Here is a 25690-nt window from a genome sequence, read left to right as displayed (position 1 = left end):
AAGAGATTATCATTTTAACACGTTTAACATGAGAAAATTAAATATAATATTAAGTAGTTTATTTTTGTTAATTCTAGTCACGGGTTGTCAAGATGAAGACAAAACTTTTGGACCTGTAACAACACCTACCAATTTACAATTGGACGTTCAAATTGTGGGTCAGGATGACGAGAACCCATTCGGTGATGGTTCTGGTGTGGTCAATTTTGAATTATCAGCAGACAATGCATTGGCTTATAGATTCACATTTGGTGATGGTTCTGGCATGCAATTAGCAGATAATGGCGAAATTAGCCATAGATACGTGGTTCAGGGTGTTAACACCTATGTTGTTACAGCTATTGCATCAGGGACTGGAGGCATAACATCCTCCGAAACTTTTGAGGTTACTGTATTTAGTGCTTTCGATGATGTTGAGGCCCGTTCATTTTTAACAGGAGCACCTCTAACCCAAGATGAAGATGGCAATGATATTATTGATGTGGACGAGCCATACTCAAAGACATGGTACGTTGCTTCGGCCGCTAATGGACACCTTGGTGTTGGACCTTCTGAGGCATTTGATATTGAGATTAATGGACAGCCCTCTCAGTTTTATTTCCCTGCCTTTTTCGCGGCTCCCCCGGGAACATACTGTGGCGAGCCGGGTGAAGATCTGCATTGCTTTTATACAGATGAATTAACATTCACTTTATTACCAGATGGTAACGTACTAACCTATGTACTCAACAATAACGGTGAGACGTTTATCAATGGTGGCCATACTGGCATTGTTGGTGGTGGAGATGAAGGATGTTACGAGTTTGATACCTCTGGCACAAGCATAGTGGGCTTATCACCTTCAGCAATTGATTGGAGTCAATTACCTGAAGATGCGACATTGGTTCCTAGAGAAACAAGACTTCTATTTAGCGGAGATAATTTCATGAGCTATTACGTTACAGCCTCTGAATATGAAATTCTTGAAATTTCAAATGATGAATTATGGGTGCGTTGCGATGATGGAATCGATGGTAATTTGGCCTGGTATTTCAGATTTTCAACAACACCGGCATCTTGTGATTAAATTGTCAAATCCTTAAAAAAACAAGACTTATATTATGTATAAGTTATTCTTATGTGGGAATACCTGATAAATACATAAATTGAAGAACACTTAATTAATCCTCCAAGCAAAAAAATTAATATGAAAAAACTTCTTCTAATACTCCCCCTATTAGTTTTTGTCACTGTTGCAAGTGCACAGAAGAATATGGTTAAAGTGGTATCTGACCCTAGTGGCCATAGACTTGTAGTAGATGGGAAAGACTTTATGATTAATGGTATGAATTGGGATTATATCCCTATTGGAACCAATACAGTTGATGCTCAGTTTTGGAAAAAATCTGACGATGTTATTAAAGCAGGTCTGGATACAGAAATGTCCTTATTAAAAAATATGGGAGTTAATGTAGTTCGCCAATACACTGGAGTACCAGCAAGATGGATCAAATACATTTATGAGGAATACGGCATATACACCATGTTAAATCATTCGTTTGGTAGATACGGCCTTACTATTGATGGTGTTTGGACTCCTGTGACTATTTACGACGATCAGAAAACAATGGATTTGTTAATGAACGACATGAAGGAGTTGGCCTTAGCCTATAAAGATACACCTGGATTATTGATGTACCTTTTAGGAAATGAGAATAACTACGGTTTATTCTGGCAGGGTGCCGAAACCGAAGATTTTCCTGATGATGAAGAGGAAAAAGCTTTTATAGGTGAGAAACGTGGTCGCCCTATGTACAAATTAATGAATGAGGCAGCAGTGGCCATGAAGGCAATTGACAACTCACATCCCGTAGCTATATGTAACGGGGATGTTCTTTTTATAGATATTATAGCTGAGGAGTGTCCAGACGTCGATATTTATGGAACTAATACTTACCGTGGGGTCTCATTTGGTGACATGTTTGATGTGGTAAAAGAAAAATTGGATATGCCACTTATGTTTACTGAGTTTGGGGCTGATGCTTACAATGCAAAAGAGAACAAAGAAGATCAAAAAGCACAGGCCTACTACATGGTGGGAAATTGGAAGGAAATATACCAGAATGCTGCTGGATTAGGAAAAGCAGGAAATTCCATAGGTGGTTTTACCTTTCAATTTAGCGACGGCTGGTGGAAATTTGGATTTGATGACCGCGAAAATGCAGATAGACATGATAATAATGCGTCATGGGCCAATGGTGGTTATCCAATAGATTTAGTACCAGGCGAAAACAATATGAATGAAGAGTGGTTTGGGGTTTGTGCCAAAGGGCCAACGAATTCCAGAGGTCTTTATGAACTTTTTCCCAGAGCGGCATATTATGCTTTGCAGGAAGCACATAAATTAAATCCTTATGAAGATGGAGTGACCAATGAGTTCATTGAGAATTATTTTAAGAATATTAATCTCATGGACGCGGTTTTGAAGGCACGCGGCGATAAGGCCGCGTTAGAAGGCAACGACTCAAAATTAATTAGGCTTAGTCAGTTTACGGCTAAGCTTACTACATTTAATACTGGTGGTTCGCTTATCACAACGCCAGATAACCCTGATCCTAATAGAGATGTATTTCCAAATCAATTAGGATTTGATCATATGCAGTCCTTTTTTGTTGGGGTTGAAGCAAACCCTGCTGAAAATCTACGGGCCAATATGGTGGTTAACTTCATCAATAATGTGGCTCAAAATCCCATTGATGAGATATTTTACGAAAATAGAGCACGTATTGTTACCATTGAGACCGATCAAGGAGAAGTGACCCTCCAGGATGTTAATAATGTTAATATTTATCAAGCAGACCTCGAGTGGGATGCTAAAGACTTTAATCTTAAATACTTCTACAGAACGGGTCACTATCACTGGGGATATGAAGGAGACTTTTTTGGTTTGTATCCAGAGGCTAATTATGGTCCAAATCTCGATATTTATGGGGGTGAAATTAATGGAGCAGAGTTAACCGGAAAACGGGCATTAGATGGCTTTAAATTTGCCTATGGTCCGCAATTATGGTGGGGTGCCAATCCAACCTGGTTTTTAAAGTACCATAAGAAACATGGGAAATTTGATATTGCTGCTATCTACAATAGAGACGTAGATACAAGAGTTCGTCTTGATGAAAATGGAAGACGATTGTTAGATCCAAATCAAACACGTTCTGGTATTATTCCACCCTGGCCTCAAGAACGGGCAACTGTGGCAGTTAATAGAGAATTTGGCAAGGTAGGAATAACCCTTGGTGGGATTTGGTCTGGTAGCCCAGTTAATGGAATTAGCTATCAGGATGTTGATGCTAGCGGCAATGTGGTTGAAGACCGTATCCAGTCGAAGGACAATTGGGGAGGTAAAGCCAAAATAACCTATGAAGGTGGAAAATTCAATTGGTATGCACAAGGTGGTATTTATGGATTAGTTGCCAATGGAGGGGCCGATGCAACTTTAACTTATACAGGATGGAAGCTAAAAGATACAGGTAGTGGTAACCAAACACACGTTTTAACTGGTTTTACCTATTCTTTTGATAATTTTCAAATAGCTCCAAATTTCATGTATCAAAAGCCCTTAGTAGCTGCTATGCCTCAGGGGATTAACCCACCGGGAAGATTGCGTAATATTTTGGATGATCCCTTTTCTGTGAGAGGTAATCGCGAAACAACGGCAGCTGAATTGCTTTTGACATTTGATCCAACCCCTGGGACATGGATGTATCAATGGGATAACAGTCGTTCTGAGGATGCAAAATTCGCAATGAATCTTGGTTTCGTTTACAGACATTTACCTACCACAATGGATGCACATATCGGTTTCCTTGCCGATCGTACCATTTTTGCTTTTGCTAATTCAACTCCAGCTCAAGATTTGTGGGAAGTACATTCTAGGATGGTATCTAAACTAAGCCCAGACCTAGGAATTATTGGAAACTTATATTTTGGTAATGGACAGGCCAACGGTGATAGCCCAAGAACTATTAACCGATTTGGATTTAATGTAGAATCGCTCTACAAACAAATGCGTTTAAATGCCCATGTTAAAGTCAACGATTGGGGACCTTACGATTACCATAGAGATTTCAACTTAACATTTCCCCTGCAACTTATGTTAGATTTGTCCACTTCAATTGGGAAGCCAGACTGGTTTATTTTGCCAAGTACCACTATTGGACTTAGAGGGACATGGAGATCATTGGATGAATTTTCTAATAGATACTTACCAACGGCAGTACCACCAGATACATTTCCTCCAGTACCACCACTTAGCCCGGTTGGATTTCCAAATGGTTCGGAGTGGGAAATTAGAACCTACATTCACATAAATATTGGACGATAAAAAAATTAGCAATGAAAGAAATAGTAAAGATATCAGGACTTAAAGTTGGTTTTTTAGCAATGGCATTGTTAATGTTATTGTCTTGTGAGCGTGAAATTTCAGATCAAGCCGTACCTGCTAGTTTTTCTAGAGAGGGACGTGTGTTTATAGATAATTTTGTTGGTATGGGTGAAGACTTTTACCTTCCATTTGCTGATTCCTATTTTGAAGCCTTTTCAAGAGATCAAAGTGAAGGCTTTGAGAGTTCTGCATCATATCGAGTTGATGTGCCAAATCCAGATAATGCCTCAGGGACCTATGCTGGGGCTATTTTAAGAATAGATGGTGCTGGTCGAGATTTGAGTGGGTTTGACGCACTGACCTTTTATGCTAGGGCTTCTCGAGGAGTTATTTTTGATGAGGTTGGTTTTGGTCAGGATTTTAATTCTAACACCTATCAAGTGAATGCAGGTCCATTATCTGTTAGTACACAATGGACTAAATATACAATCCCTTTACCGGACGCATCCAAGCTAACACAAGAGAGAGGTATGTTTTGGTACTCAGGTGGAACGCGAGACAATGGTGGGGCAGGATATACCATCTGGTTTGATGACATTCAGTTTGAGAAATTGGGTACAATTGCACAACCTAGACCAAAAATATTTAGAGGTCAGGATTTGATTGAACAAACATTTATTGGCTCGAGCAGACAGGTCGATGGTTTGGAGGAAACATTTAATCTGGCGAATGGTCAGGATATTACTGTTTTTCCGTTCCCTGCTTATTATGAATTTTCATCTTCAAATACTTCAGTGGCTAATGTTGATTCTAACGGAACTATAAGTATTTCAGGAACTGGTACAACAGTTATAACGGCAACGATCAATGGGCTTGAAGCAGAGGGTTCCCTAACTTTGGAATCGCTGGGTGAATTTGTTCATGCTCCAGCGCCAGATCGGAATCCGGATAATGTTATTTCAGTTTTTAGTGATGCCTATACTAATGTACCTGTAGACTATTACAATGGGTTCTTTGCCCCATTTCAGACTACTCAAGGTGGGGCGCCTCCACTGACAATCAATGGAGAACAAGTCATTAATTATACCGAGCTGAACTTCGTTGGTATTGGAACATTCTTAAATGTTGCTCCAATAAATACGAATCAAATGACTCATGTTCATGTTGATATCAATGTTCAGGAGGAAATTGAGCCAAGTGATTTTATTAGATTACAAATACTTAATGATGTTGGTACCGATGATGAGTTATCAGGGGATTACACTATTACTGCTTCTGAATTAGCAACTAATGAATGGAAAGGGTTTGATATTCCACTTGGCAATTTTAGCGGATTGACAGAAAGGGATGCGGTTGGTTTATTTTTCTTTATTTCTGATGCTACTATTACAAACATATATACAGATAATATCTATTATTATCAGGAAGTATTGGACCCAACACCAAATGTTGATGATTCAGCCGCCACACAAGCAGAGCTTCCTCTAGGATTTGAGTCTACAAATGTGACCTATAATTTTGTAGCATTCGAAGGTGCCGAATCGGCTATTGAAGCGAATCCTGATCAGTCAGGTCTTAATCCAACGGCCACAATAATGAGGACAACTAAAACCAATGGGGCGCAGTTCTTTGCTGGTACCTTCTTGGATCTAGATGCGCCAATTGACTTTAGCAGTTCACAGAAATTAAGAGTAAAAGTATGGTCCCCCAAGGCAAATATTCCTGTTAGGTTCGCATTAGAAACTGCTGGTGGAGGCAATCAGGTCTTCGTTGACGCTAATGTTCCGGTGGCTAATGAATGGGTGGAATTGGAGTTTGATTTCGGTCCAGTATATAATCCTGAATTGGATTATCAACGATTTATCACCTTCTTCGAGTTCATAGATGGGGTAGCCGGGGATGGAAGCACTTATTATTTTGATGATATACAAGTCTTAAATGATTAAAGCAATGAAAAGAAAAATGAAATTTATGAAAATGAAGAAATTCAATATGGCCTTGATTGCGGCTATTGGATTGGTCTTTTTGACCGTTGGATGTAATACAGACGAGAACCAACAAGTAATTAACCATTATACAAATCTTGTTTTAGATGAAGGTTTTGGGGCTAATGGTTCCCCGGATTCAGAGTTGTGGAATTTTGATATAGGAAATGGAGCTGCAGAAGGTATCCCGGGTTGGGGTAACAATGAACAACAATACTATACAGATAGACCGGAGAATGTCATCGTAGAAGATGGTGTGCTAAAAATTATCGCTAGACGTGAGCAATTTGAGGGCTCACCATATACCTCTGCGAGAATTCAAACTAAGAATAAATTTCAACGTCAGTACGGAAGATTTGAGGCACGAATTAAATTACCATGGGGTCAAGGCTTATGGCCAGCGTTCTGGATGTTAGGTGATGATCAAGGCGGAACCGAGATTTGGCCACAGATTGGAGAAATAGATGTTATGGAAATGCGGGGGCAGGAACCAACGATTACCCATGGAAGTGTTCATGGGCCAGGGTATTCTGGAGGAAATGCGGTGACCAAATCTTATGATCTAGTCGATGATAGGCTTGATACTGGATTCCATGTATTCGGTGTAGAATGGGGGCCAAACTTTATCAACTATTATATAGATGATGTTCTTTATAATCAAATAACTCCTGAGGATGTAGATGGTGAGTGGGTATTTGATGATGAATTCTATATCATCCTAAATGTAGCCGTTGGAGGTACGTTTGTTGGGTCAGTTGGAGCTGACACGGTTTTTCCTCAAACAATGGAAGTAGATTACGTACGCGTCTATAACTAAAATAGTGTAAATACCTACTAAACCTATCAGGACGGGTCCTTCTCGATCTTGATAGGCCTTTTTCCCAAACTGAGTTTTTTAAAAATGATGAATGATATTCTTTTGACCAATGTCAAGGAAACAATAACAGATGTTACTATGGAGAGTCAATTATCCAAAGTTAAAATTAACGGTGAGGATTTTTTTAAAATTACTCATGTCGATGAAATGAGAACATTCTTGATGAGTATCGTAAGTGATTCTAATCATTGGATGTTTATAGGAAGTAATGGGGCATTATCCGCTGGTCGTAAAAACAGTGATTATTCCTTCTTTCCATACTACACTGACGACAAGATTTTAGAAGCTGTTGAAACCACTGGTAGTAAGACACTGATAAGAACAAGTCATCATGATTCCACAATGATATGGGAACCCTTTTCAGTACGGACCGAAAATAACTTTGACATCACCAGAAACCTTTATAAGAATGTTTTTGGAAATAAAGTTCGATTCGAAGAGGTTAATCAAACGCTTGGATTAGCATTTGTTTATGAGTGGAATTCTAGTGAAACCTTTGGGTTTATTCGAAAAGCGGAATTGAACAATCTGGATGATATCTCCAAAGACATAAGCATCCTTGACGGAATTCAGAATATTATGCCTTATGGGGTTTCAGAAAATCTTCAGGTACAAAGAAGCAATCTTGTAGATGCCTATAAGCGCAGTGAGTTAGTACCTTCAGTTGGACTAGGGGTATTTGCCCTAAGTTCTATTATCGTCGATAAGGCTGAACCTAGTGAGGCATTGAAGGCTAATGTGGCATGGCATCGAGGGATGCCAAATCCTACTTATTTGCTATCATCACTTCAGGTAGATCAATTTAGGCATAGTGGTGAAGTTAATTTGGAAGTCGATGTAAAAGCAGAAAAAGGAGCTTTTTTAGTACAGTCTTCGTTCAATTTATCTAATAAACAGGTTAAAAGTTGGATGATTGGAGCCGATGTTAACAAGGACCAGTCGGCAATTGCCAGTTTAATTCAAGTTTTAAAGTCCAATGATGCCATTGAGGATCAAATAAAAAACGAGATCGAACAAGGTACTGAGCGTCTAAAACAGCTAGTAGCGTCATCTGATGGAATACAATACTCTGCAGACAGATTGAGAGATACCAGACACTATGCGAATACACTTTTCAATATAATGAGAGGGGGTATTTTTGATTTTAACTATTATATAGAATCCTGGGACTTTAAAAGATATATCGCTAAAGCAAACAAAACGGTTTTTGAAAATCAGAAAGCGTTTTTATCTGACCTCCCAATTACCTTCACACTTCAGGAATTGTTATCAAAAACAAAGGCTATTATCGATCCTGATTTTAAGAGATTATGCTTCGAATACCTTCCTTTAAAATTTAGTAGACGCCACGGAGATCCATCACGTCCATGGAATAAGTTTTCTATAAATACTAAGGATGAAATAGATGGGTCTAAGGTTTTGGATTATGAGGGTAATTGGCGTGATATTTTTCAAAACTGGGAAGCTTTGGCGCATTCGTTTCCTCAATTTGTTGAGGGCATGATTCACAAGTTTTTAAATGCTACAACATTTGATGGATACAATCCTTACCGGGTGACGAAAGATGGTTTTGACTGGGAGATTATTGAGGAGCATGATCCATGGTCATACATTGGTTATTGGGGTGATCATCAAATTATATACTTGTTGAAGTTTTTGGAGATAATTAAGGACCGACATAAGGACAAACTTACCAGCTATTTTAGTCAAGATATCTTTGTTTATGCCAATGTTCCTTATAAGATAAAGTCTTTTGAAGATCTGCTTAAAAATCCAAAAGATACTATTGAGTTTGACTATAAATTGGATTTAGAGATTCGTAGCAACAGAGATAGTATTGGGGCTGATGGTGCACTTCTTGTTAATCAATCCAAAGATATTCATAGAGTCAACTTTATAGAAAAGATACTAGCAACGGTTCTGGCTAAAACCTCCAACTTAATTTTAGAAGGAGGTATATGGATGAATACCCAGCGCCCAGAATGGAATGATGCCAATAATGCTTTAGTCGGTAATGGGGTCTCTATGGTTACCCTTTGTTATTTGAGACGCTTTATGGCATACATGAAGGACTTATTAGCAGATGTTGAAGTAACATCAGTTATGATAAGTACAGAATTAAAACAATTCTATTCAGAAATTCATCAAACCTTAGTCAGTCATCAGGATGTTTTGAATAGAACCATCACAGATGAAGACCGTATGTTAGTGTTAAAGGGTCTTGGTGAGAGTGCATCTAACTATAGAATGGACGTCTATAAGAACCATTTTTCAGGTTCTAAGGAGGCCATAGAATTAAAAGATCTTAGAAACTTTAGTGGGGTATTATTGGAGTATTTGAACCAATCTATTGAGGCCAATAGACGAGAGGACGGCATGTATCATGCCTACAACCTCATGTCGTCTAAAGATAACACTGCTGTAGAAATTGATTATTTGGAAGAAATGCTCGAAGGACAAGTTGCCGTTTTGAGCTCAGGATATTTATCATCTCAGCAAGCACTTGATGCGTTAGATGCTTTAAAGGCAAGCGCTCTTTTCAGACCAGATCAATATAGCTATTTGCTCTACCCAAACAAGCAGTTACCCGGGTTCCTAGAGCGTAATTCTGTAGAAGAATCTGATGTGTTATCATCTCAATTATTACAATCCTTATTATCAGATAATAATCATAGTATTATAAAAAAGGATGTTTTTGGCGGTTTCCATTTTAATGGAAATTTTAATAACGCTAAAGACCTTGAAATAGCCATTGATGCCCTAGCTGGTAGTGATTACCAGCCATTGGCGGTAAAAGAAAGAGATTTGATTCTCAGCATTTTTGAAAAAGTATTTAACCACAAAGCATTTACTGGAAGATCAGGAACTTTTTATGGATATGAAGGACTCGGCTCTATCTACTGGCACATGGTGTCCAAATTATTGCTAGCTGTGCAAGAATGTTGTTTAAGAGCCATAAGAGAAGAGGCTTCAGAGGTTGTTGTTGGTAAATTATTGGAGCATTATTATGAAATCAATGAAGGCATAGGAGTGCATAAACCAGCCTCACTTTATGGTGCATTTCCTACAGACCCGTATTCTCATACACCTTTTACGAAAGGAGCTCAGCAACCGGGCATGACAGGTCAAGTTAAGGAGGATATCCTTTCAAGGATTGGAGAATTAGGTGTTTTTGTTTCTAAGGGCCAGATTAGCTTTAATCCGTGCCTGCTGAGACGAAATGAATTTATACAAGAAGATAAAACGTTTAATTATATCGATGTTAATGGCTCAGAGAAGCAATTGCAATTGAGTTCTGGGATGATGGCTTTTACATATTGTCAGATTCCAGTAATGTACAAGCTAAGTGATGCAGATCAGATCCATATTGTGACCAAAGATCATGAAACCACAATTATTCATGGTCAAACACTTTCTAACGACTTAAGTGATTTGATTTTTAACAGAGGTGGTGAAATTACGCATCTGGTAGTAAATGTTAATGAGACAAAATTGAAATGATGAAATGTAGAGCCTATTTCATACTTGTTAGTTTCCTACTCGTCATGTCCGTAGGCTGCAAAAAACAGAATGAATCCCCAAAAAAAATGCAAATGAAACTAGAAAAGACTGCCGCTGATATTTTAGGTGATTCCAATTACCTAGCTATTTCTTACGGAGGATATAGAGAACGAACTAGAGAGCGTCAACCAACTATTGAGCAGCTTAAGCAAGACATGCATATTCTCCATGCAATGGGTATCCGAATCTTGAGGACCTATAATGTTCAACTTCCTCATGCGGCTAATCTTTTGGAGGCTATAAAGCAAATTAAAATAGAGGATCCCGGATTTGAAATGTATGTAATGCTTGGTGCCTGGATAGACTGTTTAAATGCTTGGACTGATAAGTTACCTGATCATAATGTTGAAAGCCCGGATAATGCCAATGAAATTCAAAGGGCGGTTAACCTGGTAAATAAATATCCCGACATTGTTAAGGTGCTGGCTGTTGGAAATGAAGCTATGGTAAAATGGGCTACCAGCTATTATGTGCAGCCTGGTGTTATTCTTAAATGGGTTAATCACCTCCAGGACTTGAAGTTAAAAGGTGAATTGCCAAAAGATTTGTGGATTACATCTTCCGACGATTTTTCATCTTGGGGTGGTGGTGATACTTCATATCATACTCCAGAATTAGAAGCATTGATAAAGGCTGTGGATTACATCTCTATGCATACATATCCGTACCATAATACACACTATAATCCTGACTTTTGGTTTGTTCCTGATGAACAAGAGGAATTAGATTCTATCCAACAAATCCAAAATGCTATGCTGAGAGCTAAAGACTTTGCCGTCAAACAAGTTGACAGTGTAAGATCTTATATGAAAAGCCTAGGGGTTGACAAGCCAATACACATTGGTGAAACAGGATGGGCAAGTGTATCAACTGGGTATTATGGACCTAAGGGTTCTAAAGCTACAGACGAATATAAGCAAGGCTTGTATTACAGACATATGCGGGAATGGACCAATTCAGTAGGTATTTCTTGTTTTTACTTTGAGGCATTTAATGAAAAGTGGAAGGATGGAAATAATCCTAAAGGCTCAGAAAACCATTTCGGTTTATTCACAATTGAAGCAGAAGCTAAATATCCAATTTGGGATCTTGTGGATAAAAATGTGTTTGATGGATTAACGAGAGATGGAAATAAGATCCGTAAGACCTACAACGGTAATTTAGACAGTTTAATGAAAGAAGTATTGGTTCCACCCAAAGTGGTCGTACAGGAGTAAGGATCAAATAAGATGATAAATGAGATATAGGGTTCAATTAATTAGTCTGGTCATATCATTAGTTATTATGAGTTGTAATGACAGTACACAGGAATTAGAAATAGAGGTTTACGAAACATCAGCTGCTGGTAATAAGTTAACCAGAGTCCAACCTAATACTGAGCAGGAACCTGATCTTATGTTAACACTTAATACGAATAAGACATATCAAACTATTACTGGCTTTGGAGGTGCCTTTACAGAAGCTTCTGCTCATCTCCTCAACCAGTTGAGTACGGAAAACAGAAACGAAATTATTAAAGCCTATTTTTCAAAGGAAGGTTCCAATTATTCGTTAACAAGGACTCATATGAATTCTTGTGATTTTTCAGTGTCTAATTATTCCTATGCTCCGGTTGAAGATGATGTAAAGCTTGAGCATTTCAATATAGACGAAGATAAAGATGATTTAATTCCATTTATAAAAGAAGCACAAGCGGCTTCTGAGGATGGCTTTAGAATTTTTGCATCGCCCTGGACAGCGCCACCATGGATGAAAGATAATAAGAACTATGTTGGTGGTAAATTATTACCAGAGTACAATGATACCTGGGCGTTGTTTTTTTCCAAATATGTTGATGCATACAAAGCAGAAGGTATAGACATTTGGGGGTTTACAGTCATAAATGAACCACTAGGAAACGGAAACAATTGGGAGAGTATGCATTTTACACCTGAAGAGATGACGGATTTTGTATCCAATCATCTAGGTCCTAGGCTTGAAGCCGATGGTAAAGGGGACTTGGTTATTCTAGGGTATGATCAAAATCGTGCCGACTTAAAAGAATGGGTAGACGAAATGTATCGAGACGAGATCTCTTCAAAATATTATGCTGGTACTGCCATTCATTGGTATGAGAGTACCTATGATTATTTCCCCGAAGAGTTACAGTATGCACACCGAAAGGTTCCCAATAAGTATTTAATTCAAACAGAAGCATGTGTGGATGCAGAAGTACCCAAATGGAAAGATGACAATTGGTACTGGAGCAAAGAGGCAACGGATTGGGGTTTCGATTGGGCTCCAGAGGATAAGAAATACTTGCATCCAAAATATGTGCCTGTATACAGATATGCCAGAGATATTATTGGTTGCCTTAATAACTGGGTTGATGGCTGGGTAGATTGGAATATGGTATTAGATCGTCAGGGGGGTCCTAACTGGTTTAAAAATTGGTGTGTAGCACCAGTTATAGTTGATCCAGACGCCGATGAGGTCTACTATACACCGCTTTATTACACCATGACCCATTTTAGCAAATTCATTAGGCCAGGGGCTCAGGTAATTGATATTAGTACTTCTAAAGAATCTAGTTTAATGATTACTGCAGTACAAAATCCTGATGGTTCAATAGCCGTAGTAGTCTTTAACGATAATGAGAATAAAAAAGCATTTCAGCTTAGTCTTAATGGTCAGATTGTGAGTCTAGAAATAGATGCCAAGGCCATACAAACGATAAACATCCCTAAATCGTCCTAAAACTTGATGCAATTAACTAACTAAACTATGTCGCAAATAGAAACAGCTTCCAGAGACAAAGTGCCTGTTGGCCAAAAGGCCGCCTTCGGTGCTGGACACTTTATTCTAAATATTTTACCTGGTACACTAGGTGTATTTATTCAATTTTTTCTTTTAACCGCATGGGGGGTAGACCCTCTTTGGGCTGGATTATTAGGAGGGTTGCCAAGAATTTTCGATTCCATAACAGATCCAATTATGGGCTTCATTTCAGACAATACCAAGTCTAAATGGGGAAGACGAAGACCTTATATTTTTGTTGGGGCAATCATTAGCGGAATTTTGTTTTTCCTGATGTGGCAGATAGATGATAATGCCTCACAATCATACATCATTTGGCATGTGATGGTGTTGCAATTGCTATTCCTTATTGGAAACACAATGTTCGCTACACCCTTAGTTGGACTTGGTTACGAGATGACACCTGATTATAATGAGCGCACACGACTAATGGCGTTCTCAAACACCATGGGACAAATTGCCTGGATGATTGTGCCCTGGTTGTATGTGATAATTCCCGATAGTAACACCTTTAACACACAAACAGAAGGTGTTCGCACCATGGCCTTAATTGTAGGAGCTATGTGTATTGTATTTGGAATATTACCAGCAATTTTTTGTCGAGGAATTGATTCGGCCAACATGGAGAATCGTAAAGAGATTAATTTGAAATCACTGGTCAGTAACCTAAAAGATTTATGGCAGGGTATTTTACAAGTATCCAAAAACAAACCCTTTATGAAACTCTGTGGAGCAACTTTTTTGGTGTTTAATGGGTTCCAGTTAGTAGCTGCTTTTGGTGTTTTTATAATTGTATTTTACATGTATAGCGGGAGCTATGAATTAGCTGGTACATGGCCAGCATGGTTTAATACCATAAATGCAATGATTACAGCATTTATTGTCATTCCTATTATTTCAAGAATGGCCAATAGATGGGGAAAGAAGAACGCATTTATTATTTCAACTGTATTATCAATAATCGGATACGTATTAAAATGGTGGGGCTTTGATAAGGATTTGAATGCACAATTTGCACAAACAAGTTTGGGTCAAAGTTTAAACGCGGGTGTTGGATCTATTTTTGAATCACTTAACCCTGTTTTAGATTCTATAGGGATGTCCTGGTTTAGTATTGATCCAGGTAGCGAAATCCCATGGCTAATATTTGTACCAATCCCGTTGTTCGCTTTTGGAATGGGAGGATTGTTCACACTTATGATGAGTATGACCGCAGACGTCTGTGATTTGGATGAATTGGAAAATGGCATGCCTCGTAAAGAGGGCACCTTTGGTGCCATCTACTGGTTGATGGTAAAAATTGGCCAATCCATTGCGTTGGTGCTTGGTGGGGTTATTTTAAAAATTGTTGGATTTGATCCAAATGTGACGGAACAGTCACTTGAAACTATGAATAATTTAAGAATTGCCGATATCATTGTGCCTTCTTTGACCGCAGCACTTGCGGTTTGGGTTATGTGGAAATACAGCCTCAATGAAGAGCGCGCGCGTGAGATTAAAGCAAAACTAATAGAACGAAGAGGAAAGTTATAATTTAAAAATATGTCTTATAGATACGATCGTTTTTTTAACGAAGAAGTTTTAAAGTTTAAGCAGCAGGGTGCCTTAGACTTATCAGGGTACTCACTAGAAGAGTTAAAAGCATTGTGGAGAAAAACACTGGATTCAGGAATGCATGGTTTGTGTTTTAGTATGTATGAGGATGGGCAAAGCCCAGGCGACGTTATTACTATTGAGCAGGTTGAGAGACGCATTAAAATCATGAAACCTTATACCAAATGGGTACGATCATTTTCTTGTATTGAAGGAAATGAGCATGTACCGAGAATGGCGCATAAACATGGCTTAAAGACTATGGTTGGAGCCTGGTTAGGTGACGATATGGAGGATAATGAAAAGGAAATTGAGGGTTTAATACAACTAGCGCGTGAGGGTGTTGTGGATATTGCTGCTGTTGGAAATGAGGTGTTGTACCGAAACGATTTAACTCTGGAACAATTACTAGGATATATTCAAAGGGTTAAAGATGCCATTCCTGGGATTCCTGTTGGTTATGTAGATGCCTATTATGAATTCTCTGCGCATCCCGAATTGGTTGAGATCAGTGATGTGATTTTGAGTAATTGCTACCCTTTTTGGGAGGGTTGTCCTATAGAGTACTCCTTGAACCATATGCAGAATATGTTTGCACAGGCGGTCGGAGCTGGAAAAGGTAAAAAGGTAATTATTACGGAAACCGGTTGGCCGAACATGGGTGAAGCATTACGAAGTTCTGAACCTTCAGATGTGAATGCCATGACCTATTTTATAAACACACAGGCCTGGTCCAAAGCAGATGATATTGATATCTTCTATTTTTCGTCATTTGATGAGTCATGGAAGGTAGGCGCTGAAGGTGATGTTGGAGCTTATTGGGGGCTTTGGGACAAGCATGAGGAATTGAAGTTTTGAGAATTAGTCACAATAGTTAAGCCTATTTATTAATTAGTAAATAGGCTTTTTTTATGATTATAACAGGTGTAATTCAGTATATTTAGCAGTCAATGAAAAACTAGATTAATGATGAAGAGTGTCCCATTTTTTCTATCCATAGTGATAAGTTTGATTGTTCTAAACTCATGTTCAAAGAGTCCAAAAAGAGATTTATATCCATCTGAGTTAATTGGTGGTTTTGAATTGTTAGCAGCAGACCAGACAGGAATAGATTTTGAAAATACCATAAGGGAATCCACCTATTTTAATCATTACTACTATAGCCAAATGTATGTTGGTTCAGGAGTAGCTATAGGTGATATCAATAATGATGGATTGCCCGATATATTTTTTGGAGGAAATCAGGTTGAGGACCGATTATTTCTAAATAAAGGAGAATTTAAGTTTGAAGACATTACTAAAGAATCAAGAATTGCAAGAAACTCAGGTTGGACGTGGGGAGTTACCATGGCAGATGTTAATGCCGATGGTTACCTGGATATTTATGTTAGCCGAAATGGAATTTCGGCAAAACCTAGTGACCGACAAAATCAACTTTTCATAAATAATCGTGATTTGACCTTTACAGAGTCTGCTCAAAAATATGGACTCGCGGATGTTGGGTTTTCAACTCAAGCTGTGTTTTTTGATATGGATAATGATGGTGACTTGGACATGTACCAGGTTAATCAGGTAGCAGATAAAAAGGTTTTGTTATTAAATAAAATTCCTCAAAATCAATTTAAGTTTTTTAAGGATCGGTTATATAGGAATGACAATGGTTATTATAAAAATGTATCCTTGGAATCTGGAATTTCTCAAGATATTGCTTATGGGTTAAGCGTCAATGCTTCAGATTTCAATAATGATGGATGGATGGATTTATATGTAGCTAATGATTACGCCGAGCCTGATTTCATGTATTACAATAATGGTGATGGGACCTTTACAAACGTAATTAATGAAAAATTAAAGCATATTACTCAATTGAGTATGGGTTCAGATACTGGTGATATTAATAATGACGGGCTAATCGATTTGATTACAACAGACATGACGCCGGAGGACCATTACCGTTCTAAAACAAACATGGCCTCAATGAGTACAGAAGCGTTTGAGGCAATGGTAGATGCAGGAGCCCATTACCAATATATGGCCAATACACTCCAAATTAATAACGGAATGGGCACGTTTTCAGATATTGGAAATATGGCTGGTATTTCATACACAGATTGGAGTTGGGCAAGCTTATTGGTTGATTTGGATAATGATGGTCTAAAAGACATTATTGTGTCAAATGGAATTAAGAAGGATGTTGATAATAATGATTATAGAAACAAGGTTCAAAATTTGGGCAAAAATTCTACTGCAGAGGATTTATTTAAATTGAGCCAGGAAACACCATCCCAGCCTGTTTCTAATTATGCTTTTAAAAATATAGGAGAGCACAAGTTTAGAAAGGTTACTGAGGATTGGGGATTTGGAACCCCAAGTTTTTCTAACGGCATGGCCTATGGAGATTTGGATAATGATGGTGATTTGGATGTGGTGACGAACAACATAGATTCTCCTGCCTTTATTTACAAGAATAAATCAAACGGAAATTTTCTAACGGTTAGTTTTAATGGCCCAGAAAAAAATGTGTTTGGTATTGGTGCAAGAGCTGAAATTTATTATAAAGATGACATTCAGGTAGTTGAAAATGTTTTAACAAGAGGTTTTATATCTTCTGTTGATAGCAAGGCCTTCTTTGGTCTTGGTAAGCAAACTAAGATTGATAGCCTCAAAGTATATTGGTTTGACGGTAAAGTGAATGTTCTTCGAGAAATTACGGCCAACCAAGAAATTGAAGTTAATCATTCAAATGCATCGTTTGAAGAAAGGACTAAGACTACTGCAGAAACTCTATTTGCATCAATTCCTACAGGCAAGGTAGGGTTAAATTATGAACATAAAGAGAACTTGCATAATGATTTTCAGGAACAAATTCTTTTACCACATAAACTTTCTGAGAATGGACCTTTTTCAAGTGTGGCCGACGTCAATGGTGATGGTTTGGAAGATATATTTATTGGGGGGGCGCTTGGACAAAGTGGTGAACTCTATATTCAAAACGGTAATGGAAATTTCCGATTAAGTGAGTCCCAACCTTGGACTAGAGATAGAATGTCTGAGGATATGGGTTGTCTTTTCATCGATGTGGACAGTGACAATGACTTGGATTTATATGTGGCGAGCGGTGGTAATGAATATGATCAAGGACATCCACTACTTCAAGACAGATTATACATTAACGATGGTTATGGACAATTCTCAAAAAGTGTTGAGGTTTTACCAGAAATTTTTGAAAGCTCGGGTTGCGTAAAGACTGCAGATGTCGATAGCGATGGTGATCTTGATATCTTTGTTGGAACACGACTTATTTCTGGAAAATATGCGTTTCCAGCAACTAGTTACCTTCTGATCAATAACAATGGAAAATTTGTTGAATCACAAAATGCGCCTAGGCTTAGTAATTTGGGTATGGTTACAGATGCTGAGTTTACTGATTTTGATTCTGATGGAGATGAGGATTTGATTATAGTAGGAGAATGGATGAATATCACTTTATTGGAAAATGAGGGTGGGGATTTTGAGGATGTTTCATTAGAGTTTGGTCTAAGTGATACACGAGGAATTTGGTGGTCGATCACCAAAGGAGATCTGGATGGGGATGGTGATCAGGATTATGTAATTGGTAATCTTGGACTAAATAACAAATTTAAAGCTTCAGAGGAACATCCCTTCAAGGTGTATGCCAATGATTTTGATCAAAATGGAACAAATGATGTAGTATTGGCAAAGTTCTACAAAGATGATTATGTACCAGTTAGGGGTCGGGAATGCACAAGCCAGCAAATGCCCTATGTCTCTGAAAAATTTAAAGACTACCATAGCTTTGCGTCCTCTAATTTGATAGACATTCTGCCAGAAGATAAAATTGAGGATGCTGTTGTATATGAAATCAAAGATTTCTCTAGTACAATTTTAATTAATGAAGGAGAATCATTCACCCAGTTAGCATTACCAAATGAAGTGCAGATTTCTCCAATTAAATCTGCCGTAGTTGAAGATTTTAATGGTGATGGTAAAATGGATATTCTTGTAGCAGGGAATCATTATGGTGTAGAGGTGGAAACTACGCGTTATGATGCTGGTTATGGAGCCATTTTATTAGGAAAAGGGAAAAATTCTTTTGAATTTATTCCTCCACTTGAAAGCGGTTTCTATGTACCGGAGGATAGTAGAAATGTAGAGAGAATAAGTATAAAAAATAGTCCGCACTTAGTGGTTACTAATAATAATTCAAAGCCCTACATATTCAAATATTAAAAAAAACGAATTTCCGTATTTATTCGAATCTAGATTCTTATAGATTTTAGTTTTTAGCAATCTTCATCTTTAAAAATTAGCAAAAACTAAAAATTATCCTTAATTTATTGCAAAATTAGCTATTTGTATGGGTTGTGTATAGGTATTATACGCCTATTATATGGCCTATATTTATCTATTTTTAAAGAAAAATTAACTTATACAAATTAAACATGAAAAAAATTACTTTTTTACTCTGTCTTTTGATGTCTGCTCTGAGTTTCTCTCAGGTGGTTTTAGAAGACTTTGAGGGGACTGAACCATCTGTCACTTGGTTTGACGATAATGGCGGTGCATCAGCGGATGCAAGTTCTACAACTCAAGCTAGTTCGGGCACCAAGTCTTTGGAATTAATTACAGCGGCTGCAGGTCAGCCTTGGCAAGGTGCAAAATTGCTTATGCAGAACAATAAAATTGACATGCGTGACGAAACTACAGGTGTTGGGACAAACAAAATAGTCACATTTCAGTTGTATTCAGATACCCCCAGAAGATTTTTAGTGAAATTGGCTGATGGTGACCTCGGTTCGACAACGGCAGATGAATCTAAGACCTCTGTCTCACACGGAGGAACTGGTTGGGAAACAATGACCGCAGATTTTACTGTTGGTGCTGACTTAGGCCAGCCTGGATATAATCCTCCTGTTGATCAATTTTCCAGTATAGTTTTCTTCCCTTTATTTAATTTAGACACTAATGTAGATGGATGGTGTGCTGGCTGCGGACAAAACTCAGCTTTAATGACAACTACCTACATCGATGATGTCACTTCCTATGCCGGTGATGCTATTTCCAGCGGGCCGTCATGTGATAACGGTATTCAGGATGGCGATGAAGAGGGTGTTGATTGCGGTGGGTCTTGCCCCAATGCTTGTCCAGATCCTCCAGCCACTCCTACAGTAGCTGCACCTACTCCACCTGCAAGAGCAGCAGAAGATGTTGTTAATGTTTATAGTGGTGCATATGCAGGAAGTCAAGCTTTAACGGCTACAAATTTTGATGTTCCCGCTAATACTTCAACAGCTTCAACAGGAACTGTTGATGGCGATGAATATTGGGGTATACAGTACAGCGGTGATAATTTCATGGGCTTTAACTTAGAGGTTGGAACAGATGCTTCACAAATGACTCACTTCCACATGGACTATTGGGTTGTAGGAACTCCAACAGGCGGGGTGATGAATCCTAAATTGTCCAATCATTCAGCTGGGCATTTGACTGGTGAAACTAATGCAGCAATCCATTCATTTGGACCAGGTGCGGAAGGGCAATGGAATTCTTTAGATATTGAAATTTCCCAATTTAATGTTGGTGAAGCAGGTGGTGGAATTTCTAACCCAGCTTCTCTTAGAGCAGTATTAAGTCAATTGGTTATGGTTGCTTCTGGTGCTGGAGGCGCATTATTTGATGCAATTTATTTTGATAACATCTATTTTCATAATAATCAATTGTTAAGTACGGACCAGTTTACTCAAGATAGATTTAAAATTTATCCTAATCCAACTAATGGATTATGGAATGTCAATAGTTCTACTCTTGTTGAGAATGTAACGGTTTATGATATTCTTGGAAAAGAAGTTATTAATATGAGCCCTGCGATGAATGATTTTACAATCGATGGGTCCAACCTAAAATCTGGAGTTTACTTTGCTAAGATTCAAGGTGTAGAAGCTTCAAAAAATTTGAGATTAGTAAAAGAGTAATGCATTTATAGCATTTTTCAAAAGCGTGTTTGTGTCAAACACGCTTTTTTTATGTTTTTTCATGATTTATTTTTGAGTCTTATGAATGCCTTGAAATCATTTTCTTCAATTGCAATATCTGCTTTTACTCTACTACTAATTGTTGCTTGTGGTTCCTCAAATAAGGATAAAGAGGTCGAAGTTTCTCAGATACCGAATGATCTTATCAATGAGACTAGCCCTTACTTATTGCAGCATGCCTATAACCCAGTAAATTGGAAGCCGTGGGCGGAATCAACTCTAAAGCAAGCTGTAGACGAGAATAAGCTGATTGTTATTTCCATTGGTTATTCTTCTTGTCATTGGTGTCATGTCATGGAAGAAGAAAGTTTTGAGAATGATTCGGTCGCTAGTTTGATGAATGAAAAGTTTGTTAGTATAAAAGTTGATCGGGAAGAACGTCCAGATGTAGATCAGGTGTATATGAGTGCGGTTCAACTTATGACTGGCGGAGGGGGTTGGCCATTGAACGTAGTGGCCTTACCAGATGGACGTCCAGTTTTTGGTGGTACGTATTTTAGCAAGAACCAATGGCTAAAGGCACTTGAAGAATTATCAGTACTCTATGATCGAGACCCTTCAAAAATGGTCGCATTTGCAGAGAACCTAATGGAAGGGGTCAATAGCTTAGCATTAGTATCTCCCAATAAAGAAACGTCTTTAATAACGGCATCAGAAATTAAAGACATAACAGACTTGTTAGAAAATAGTTTAGATCAAGATAACGGTGGTCTTAAAGGAGCTCCAAAGTTTCCTATGCCTACTTTACTGTCTTACCTTTTAAGATATTCTTATCAATTTAATGATGTCGAGCTTAGGGAATTTGTGGTTAGGACTTTGGACCTAATGAAAAACGGCGGTATTTATGATCAATTAGGTGGTGGATTTGCGAGATATAGTGTAGATGAAAATTGGCATATCCCGCATTTTGAGAAAATGCTCTACGATAATGCTCTTCTTATCCAAACATATTCGGAGGCCTATCAGCTAACCGGTAAAGAATCCTATAAAGAAGTGGTAAGAGAGACCCTGGCATTTGTTGAAAAAGAGTTGACTAATGACATTGGAGCATTCTATTCTTCATTAGATGCCGATAGCAGGGATACGGAAGATTCTAAAATAGAGGGAGCGTTTTACACATGGAATGAGACCGAACTAGAGAATCTCCTGAAATCTGATACAGATTTATTCAAAGAGTACTTTAATTTAAATGAATCAACAAAATGGGAAGAAGACAGATTTGTTTTATTCAAGTCAATTCCAGATAACGAATTTGCTGCTAAATTTGATCTGACTGAGTCCGAACTTAAGAAGTTAATCCAAAAATGGAAAGATAAACTTCTTCCGCATCGAAATCTGCGAAATCGTCCGAACTTAGATGATAAGATTCTAAGCTCCTGGAATGCTATGATGCTGAAGGCATATATTAGTGCTTATAAAGCCTTTGGAGAGTCACATTACCTTGACATGGCTTTACAGAATGCAAATTTCATAATGGTAAATCAAGTCTTGGATAATGGACAAATGTATCATGTTTATAAGGATGGCGAAAAATCAATAAATGGATTTTTGGAGGATTACGCATTTACAATTGATGCGTTTTTAAGTCTTTATGAGGTGACTTTAGATCCTAAATGGTTAGACACATCAAAGATGTTAGTGGATTATGCAATCATTCATTTTTCGAATGAAAATGGTCTATTCTATTTTACTTCAAGTCTTGATAAAGAACTAATTGTCCGGAAAACTGAAACCTTTGATAATGTGATTCCATCATCAAATTCTGTTATGGCTCAAAATTTATTAAAGCTTGGTCATTACTATGCGAATAGAGATTTTTTAGATCGGTCTTCTAAAATGCTTTCGATAATAAGCTCAGAATTTAAGAATTCACCGAGTTCTTACGCGAATTGGTTGAATCATTCACTCAATTTTTCGAATCCTTTTTATGAGATTGCAGTATCGGGTGAAGATAGTAAGGCCATAATTATAGAGTTGAATGAAGCCTACTTGCCTAATAAAATTATTTCTGGATCAACAGTAGAAAGTGATTTGCCATTGCTTAAAAATAAGTTTGTCGAGAATAGCACCTATATTTATGTGTGCGTTAATGGAACTTGTAAATTACCGGTAGAGGAAGTCTCTTTAGCAATTGAACAAATAAAAAAATAGTTAAAACCATGGTCACCTTAAAAGAACTCGCAAAAATCTTAAATGTTTCGGTGTCTACGGTCTCCAAGGCACTCAACGATAGCCCGGAAATTGGAGAACGCACTAAAACCAGAATCCTGGAGTTGGCTAAGGAGCTTAATTATCGTCCTAACCGCATTGCACAACAATTAAAAGCCAACCAAACTAAAACAATTGGTGTTATTATACCAACGGTTTTAAATCCTTTTTTTGCGGAAGCACTTCACGGAATTGAGCAGGAGGCCGCCGTGAGCGACTATGATATCATTGTTTGTTTGTCTGATGAATCTCTAGACAAAGAAATTCGCAGTGTGGAATTACTCTCTAATGGTAGTGTTGATGGCTTTGTCATCGCTTTATCTGAAGAAACCCAAATCAAAGACTATAACAAACATTTGGTAGAATTAAAACTTCAAAATTTACCTGTGGTATTATTCGATAGATCCATCCCTTCATTTAAAGGGCACTATGTGTTGGTTGATGATTTTCAATCGGTTTATGATGTGGTGAAACACCTGATCGAAAAGGAACATCGTAAACATATTTTACTGCTAAGCAACATCGAGGATTTGAGTGTGGGTAAACGTAGAATTGAAGGCTACGAAGAGGCTTTAAAGGAGCATGATCTAACAGCCAGTGTATTAAATCTTAACAGAGAGTCGGACCTAAGAAAAAGTATAGGTACATTTCTAGATAACAATCCACAAGCTGATGCTATAATTTCAATAGACCACCTTACTGGAGTCATAGCATTAAACTATTTAAAGGAGGGTGGAAAGACTATTCCTAATGATGTTTCGGTGGTAGGATTTGGGAGTCCCTCAACTCAAATTCTAACCAATCCTGAGATGGCGGTGATTTATCAACGCGCCGAAGATATGGGCAAAGCCTCAATGAATTTATTAGGTAAAATCTTATCTAAGGATAAGACATTGAGAGAAAAACAGTCCTTAAATAGAATTAAAAGTGCGTTACTTAAGGGAGAAACTATAATTTAATGGATGTTAAGAAAGATAGTCTATGATGGTATCGATACTACCAGCATTTTTCTTAATATAATTAGCGTTTATCTGCCCCTTGTGCATTCTTAATTCATCCTTGGTTAGCAGCGTATCCAATGATTCAGATAATTGAGTAGTCGTACTAATAGAATCGGCTCCATTGATTTTAATTAGATCTGAAGCTTCAGGAAATTTCCCATAATTCTTCCCAAAGAGTATAGGAATTCCAAATACAGCTGGTTCCAATATGTTATGAAGCCCTGTGTGACCAGCTGCTCCACCAACGTAGGCAATATCGGCGTAGCTATATACCTTACTTAAGTAGCCTATCGTATCTAATATAAATACTTCAAAATCTTTTAATGAGTCGCTTCCAGTGGCCTCTAAATCACTAAAGGCTACGGTCTTTTTCTTAATTTGATTTTTAAGGTTACTCGTGTATTTCTCTGATATATTGTGAGGAGCAATTAAATATTTAACCTTTTCATTTGAAGACGCATTAATAAAGGGTAAAAACAGCTTGTCGTCATCCGGCCAGGAACTACCAAAAACTACTAATAAATCACCTTGTTTAAATGCCTCAACAAAATTAACTGAATTGTTCATTGATAACTGGGTACTAACCCTATCAAATCGGGTGTCTCCAGATATACTTACATTTTTAAATCCTGCTGCATTGAGTAGTTTTTTGGAATCCTCATTTTGAGTAAAAATATGCTCAAATGATTTTAAAGCATTCTTCATAAAACTTCCGTACCATTGAAAGTAAGGCTGATTAGGTCTGAATAAAGCAGAAATGAGATAGGCCTTAGTATCAATTAGTCCAAGTGATAAAAGATAATTAGGCCAAACATCATATTTAGTAAATACAACAATTTCAGGAGACACTAATTCAATAAATCTTTTAGCGTTCCTTAACGTATCAAGAGGTAAATAAATTACAATATCTCCAACCGAATTGTCTTTTTTGATTTCATAACCTGAGGGTGAGAAAAAAGTCAACACGACTTGATATTCAGTGTATTTTTGTTTTAAGGCCTCAAAAACAGGAAGCCCCTGTTCATACTCCCCAAGTGAAGCACAATGAAACCACATTTTTGGTTTATCATCTTTGAGTTGTTGCCTTAGTAAATCAAAGGATTGTTTTCTTCCCTTTACACCAAGTTCAATTTTTTTATTAAATGGTGCTAGTAGCTTAAGAAAAAAGCCCAGAATGTAAATTCCAATTGAATAAAGCGATCTCAAGTGATATCTGTTTATGCTAAAATAACCACTTTAGATTATTTCCATTG

Annotated in this window: 14 protein-coding genes; 13 read left to right on the top strand and 1 reads right to left on the bottom strand. The window is 37.7% G+C overall.

Features of this window, described 5'->3' with window-relative positions; translation table 11 throughout:
- The first annotated feature begins 28 nt into the window (after nt 1-28).
- From DN064_RS08970 to DN064_RS08915, 13 genes are all read left to right on the top strand, one after another.
- Nucleotides 29-1066, top strand: coding sequence for a PKD domain-containing protein (locus DN064_RS08970; RefSeq protein ID WP_115462298.1), 1038 nt, complete (start codon nt 29-31; stop codon nt 1064-1066).
- Nucleotides 1067-1186: 120 nt separating this feature from the next.
- A complete protein-coding gene (locus tag DN064_RS08965) occupies nt 1187-4363 on the top strand; it encodes a glycoside hydrolase 5 family protein (RefSeq protein WP_115462297.1) in 3177 nt (1058 codons plus the stop codon).
- A gap of 11 nt (nt 4364-4374) precedes the next feature.
- Complete coding sequence (locus DN064_RS08960) at nt 4375-6309, top strand: carbohydrate-binding protein (protein WP_198659428.1); 1935 nt, start codon at nt 4375-4377, stop codon at nt 6307-6309.
- 4 nt (nt 6310-6313) lie between these two features.
- Complete coding sequence (locus DN064_RS08955) at nt 6314-7165, top strand: glycoside hydrolase family 16 protein (protein WP_232827459.1); 852 nt, start codon at nt 6314-6316, stop codon at nt 7163-7165.
- Nucleotides 7166-7249: 84 nt separating this feature from the next.
- Nucleotides 7250-10726 (top strand): hypothetical protein, encoded by a 3477-nt coding sequence (locus DN064_RS08950; RefSeq protein WP_317047365.1) that lies wholly within the window; start codon nt 7250-7252, stop codon nt 10724-10726.
- Nucleotides 10726-12003, top strand: coding sequence for a glycosyl hydrolase family 17 protein (locus tag DN064_RS08945; protein WP_115462294.1), 1278 nt, complete (start codon nt 10726-10728; stop codon nt 12001-12003). The genes DN064_RS08950 and DN064_RS08945 overlap by 1 nt, the downstream gene beginning before the upstream one ends.
- A gap of 19 nt (nt 12004-12022) precedes the next feature.
- Nucleotides 12023-13522: a glycoside hydrolase family 30 protein gene (locus tag DN064_RS08940; RefSeq protein WP_115462293.1), complete on the top strand. Its 1500-nt coding sequence runs from the start codon at nt 12023-12025 to the stop codon at nt 13520-13522.
- Between the two features lie 27 nt (nt 13523-13549).
- Entirely contained in the window at nt 13550-15115 is a 1566-nt protein-coding gene (locus tag DN064_RS14280; RefSeq protein WP_232827457.1) for an MFS transporter, read from the top strand.
- 9 nt (nt 15116-15124) lie between these two features.
- Nucleotides 15125-16033 carry a glycoside hydrolase family 17 protein gene (locus DN064_RS14275; RefSeq protein ID WP_232827456.1) on the top strand — a complete coding sequence of 303 codons (909 nt, stop codon included), beginning with the start codon at nt 15125-15127 and terminating at the stop codon, nt 16031-16033.
- A 108-nt stretch (nt 16034-16141) separates the two neighbouring features.
- Nucleotides 16142-19426 carry a VCBS repeat-containing protein gene (locus tag DN064_RS08930; protein ID WP_115462292.1) on the top strand — a complete coding sequence of 1095 codons (3285 nt, stop codon included), beginning with the start codon at nt 16142-16144 and terminating at the stop codon, nt 19424-19426.
- Between the two features lie 212 nt (nt 19427-19638).
- Entirely contained in the window at nt 19639-21168 is a 1530-nt protein-coding gene (locus tag DN064_RS08925; RefSeq protein WP_115462291.1) for a T9SS type A sorting domain-containing protein, read from the top strand.
- An 81-nt stretch (nt 21169-21249) separates the two neighbouring features.
- Nucleotides 21250-23379, top strand: coding sequence for a thioredoxin domain-containing protein (locus tag DN064_RS08920; protein WP_115462344.1), 2130 nt, complete (start codon nt 21250-21252; stop codon nt 23377-23379).
- A gap of 8 nt (nt 23380-23387) precedes the next feature.
- Nucleotides 23388-24395, top strand: coding sequence for a LacI family DNA-binding transcriptional regulator (locus tag DN064_RS08915; protein ID WP_115462290.1), 1008 nt, complete (start codon nt 23388-23390; stop codon nt 24393-24395).
- 6 nt (nt 24396-24401) lie between these two features.
- Here the strand turns inward: DN064_RS08915 and DN064_RS08910 are convergent, their stop codons facing one another.
- Nucleotides 24402-25643 carry a 3-deoxy-D-manno-octulosonic acid transferase gene (locus DN064_RS08910; RefSeq protein ID WP_115462289.1) on the bottom strand — a complete coding sequence of 414 codons (1242 nt, stop codon included), beginning with the start codon at nt 25641-25643 and terminating at the stop codon, nt 24402-24404.
- Between the last annotated feature and the right edge of the window lie 47 nt (nt 25644-25690).

The sequence above is a fragment of the Winogradskyella aurantiaca genome, assembly GCF_003362725.1.
Classification (GTDB): domain Bacteria; phylum Bacteroidota; class Bacteroidia; order Flavobacteriales; family Flavobacteriaceae; genus Winogradskyella_A; species Winogradskyella_A aurantiaca.
This window is presented reverse-complemented; position numbering and strand designations above follow the sequence as displayed.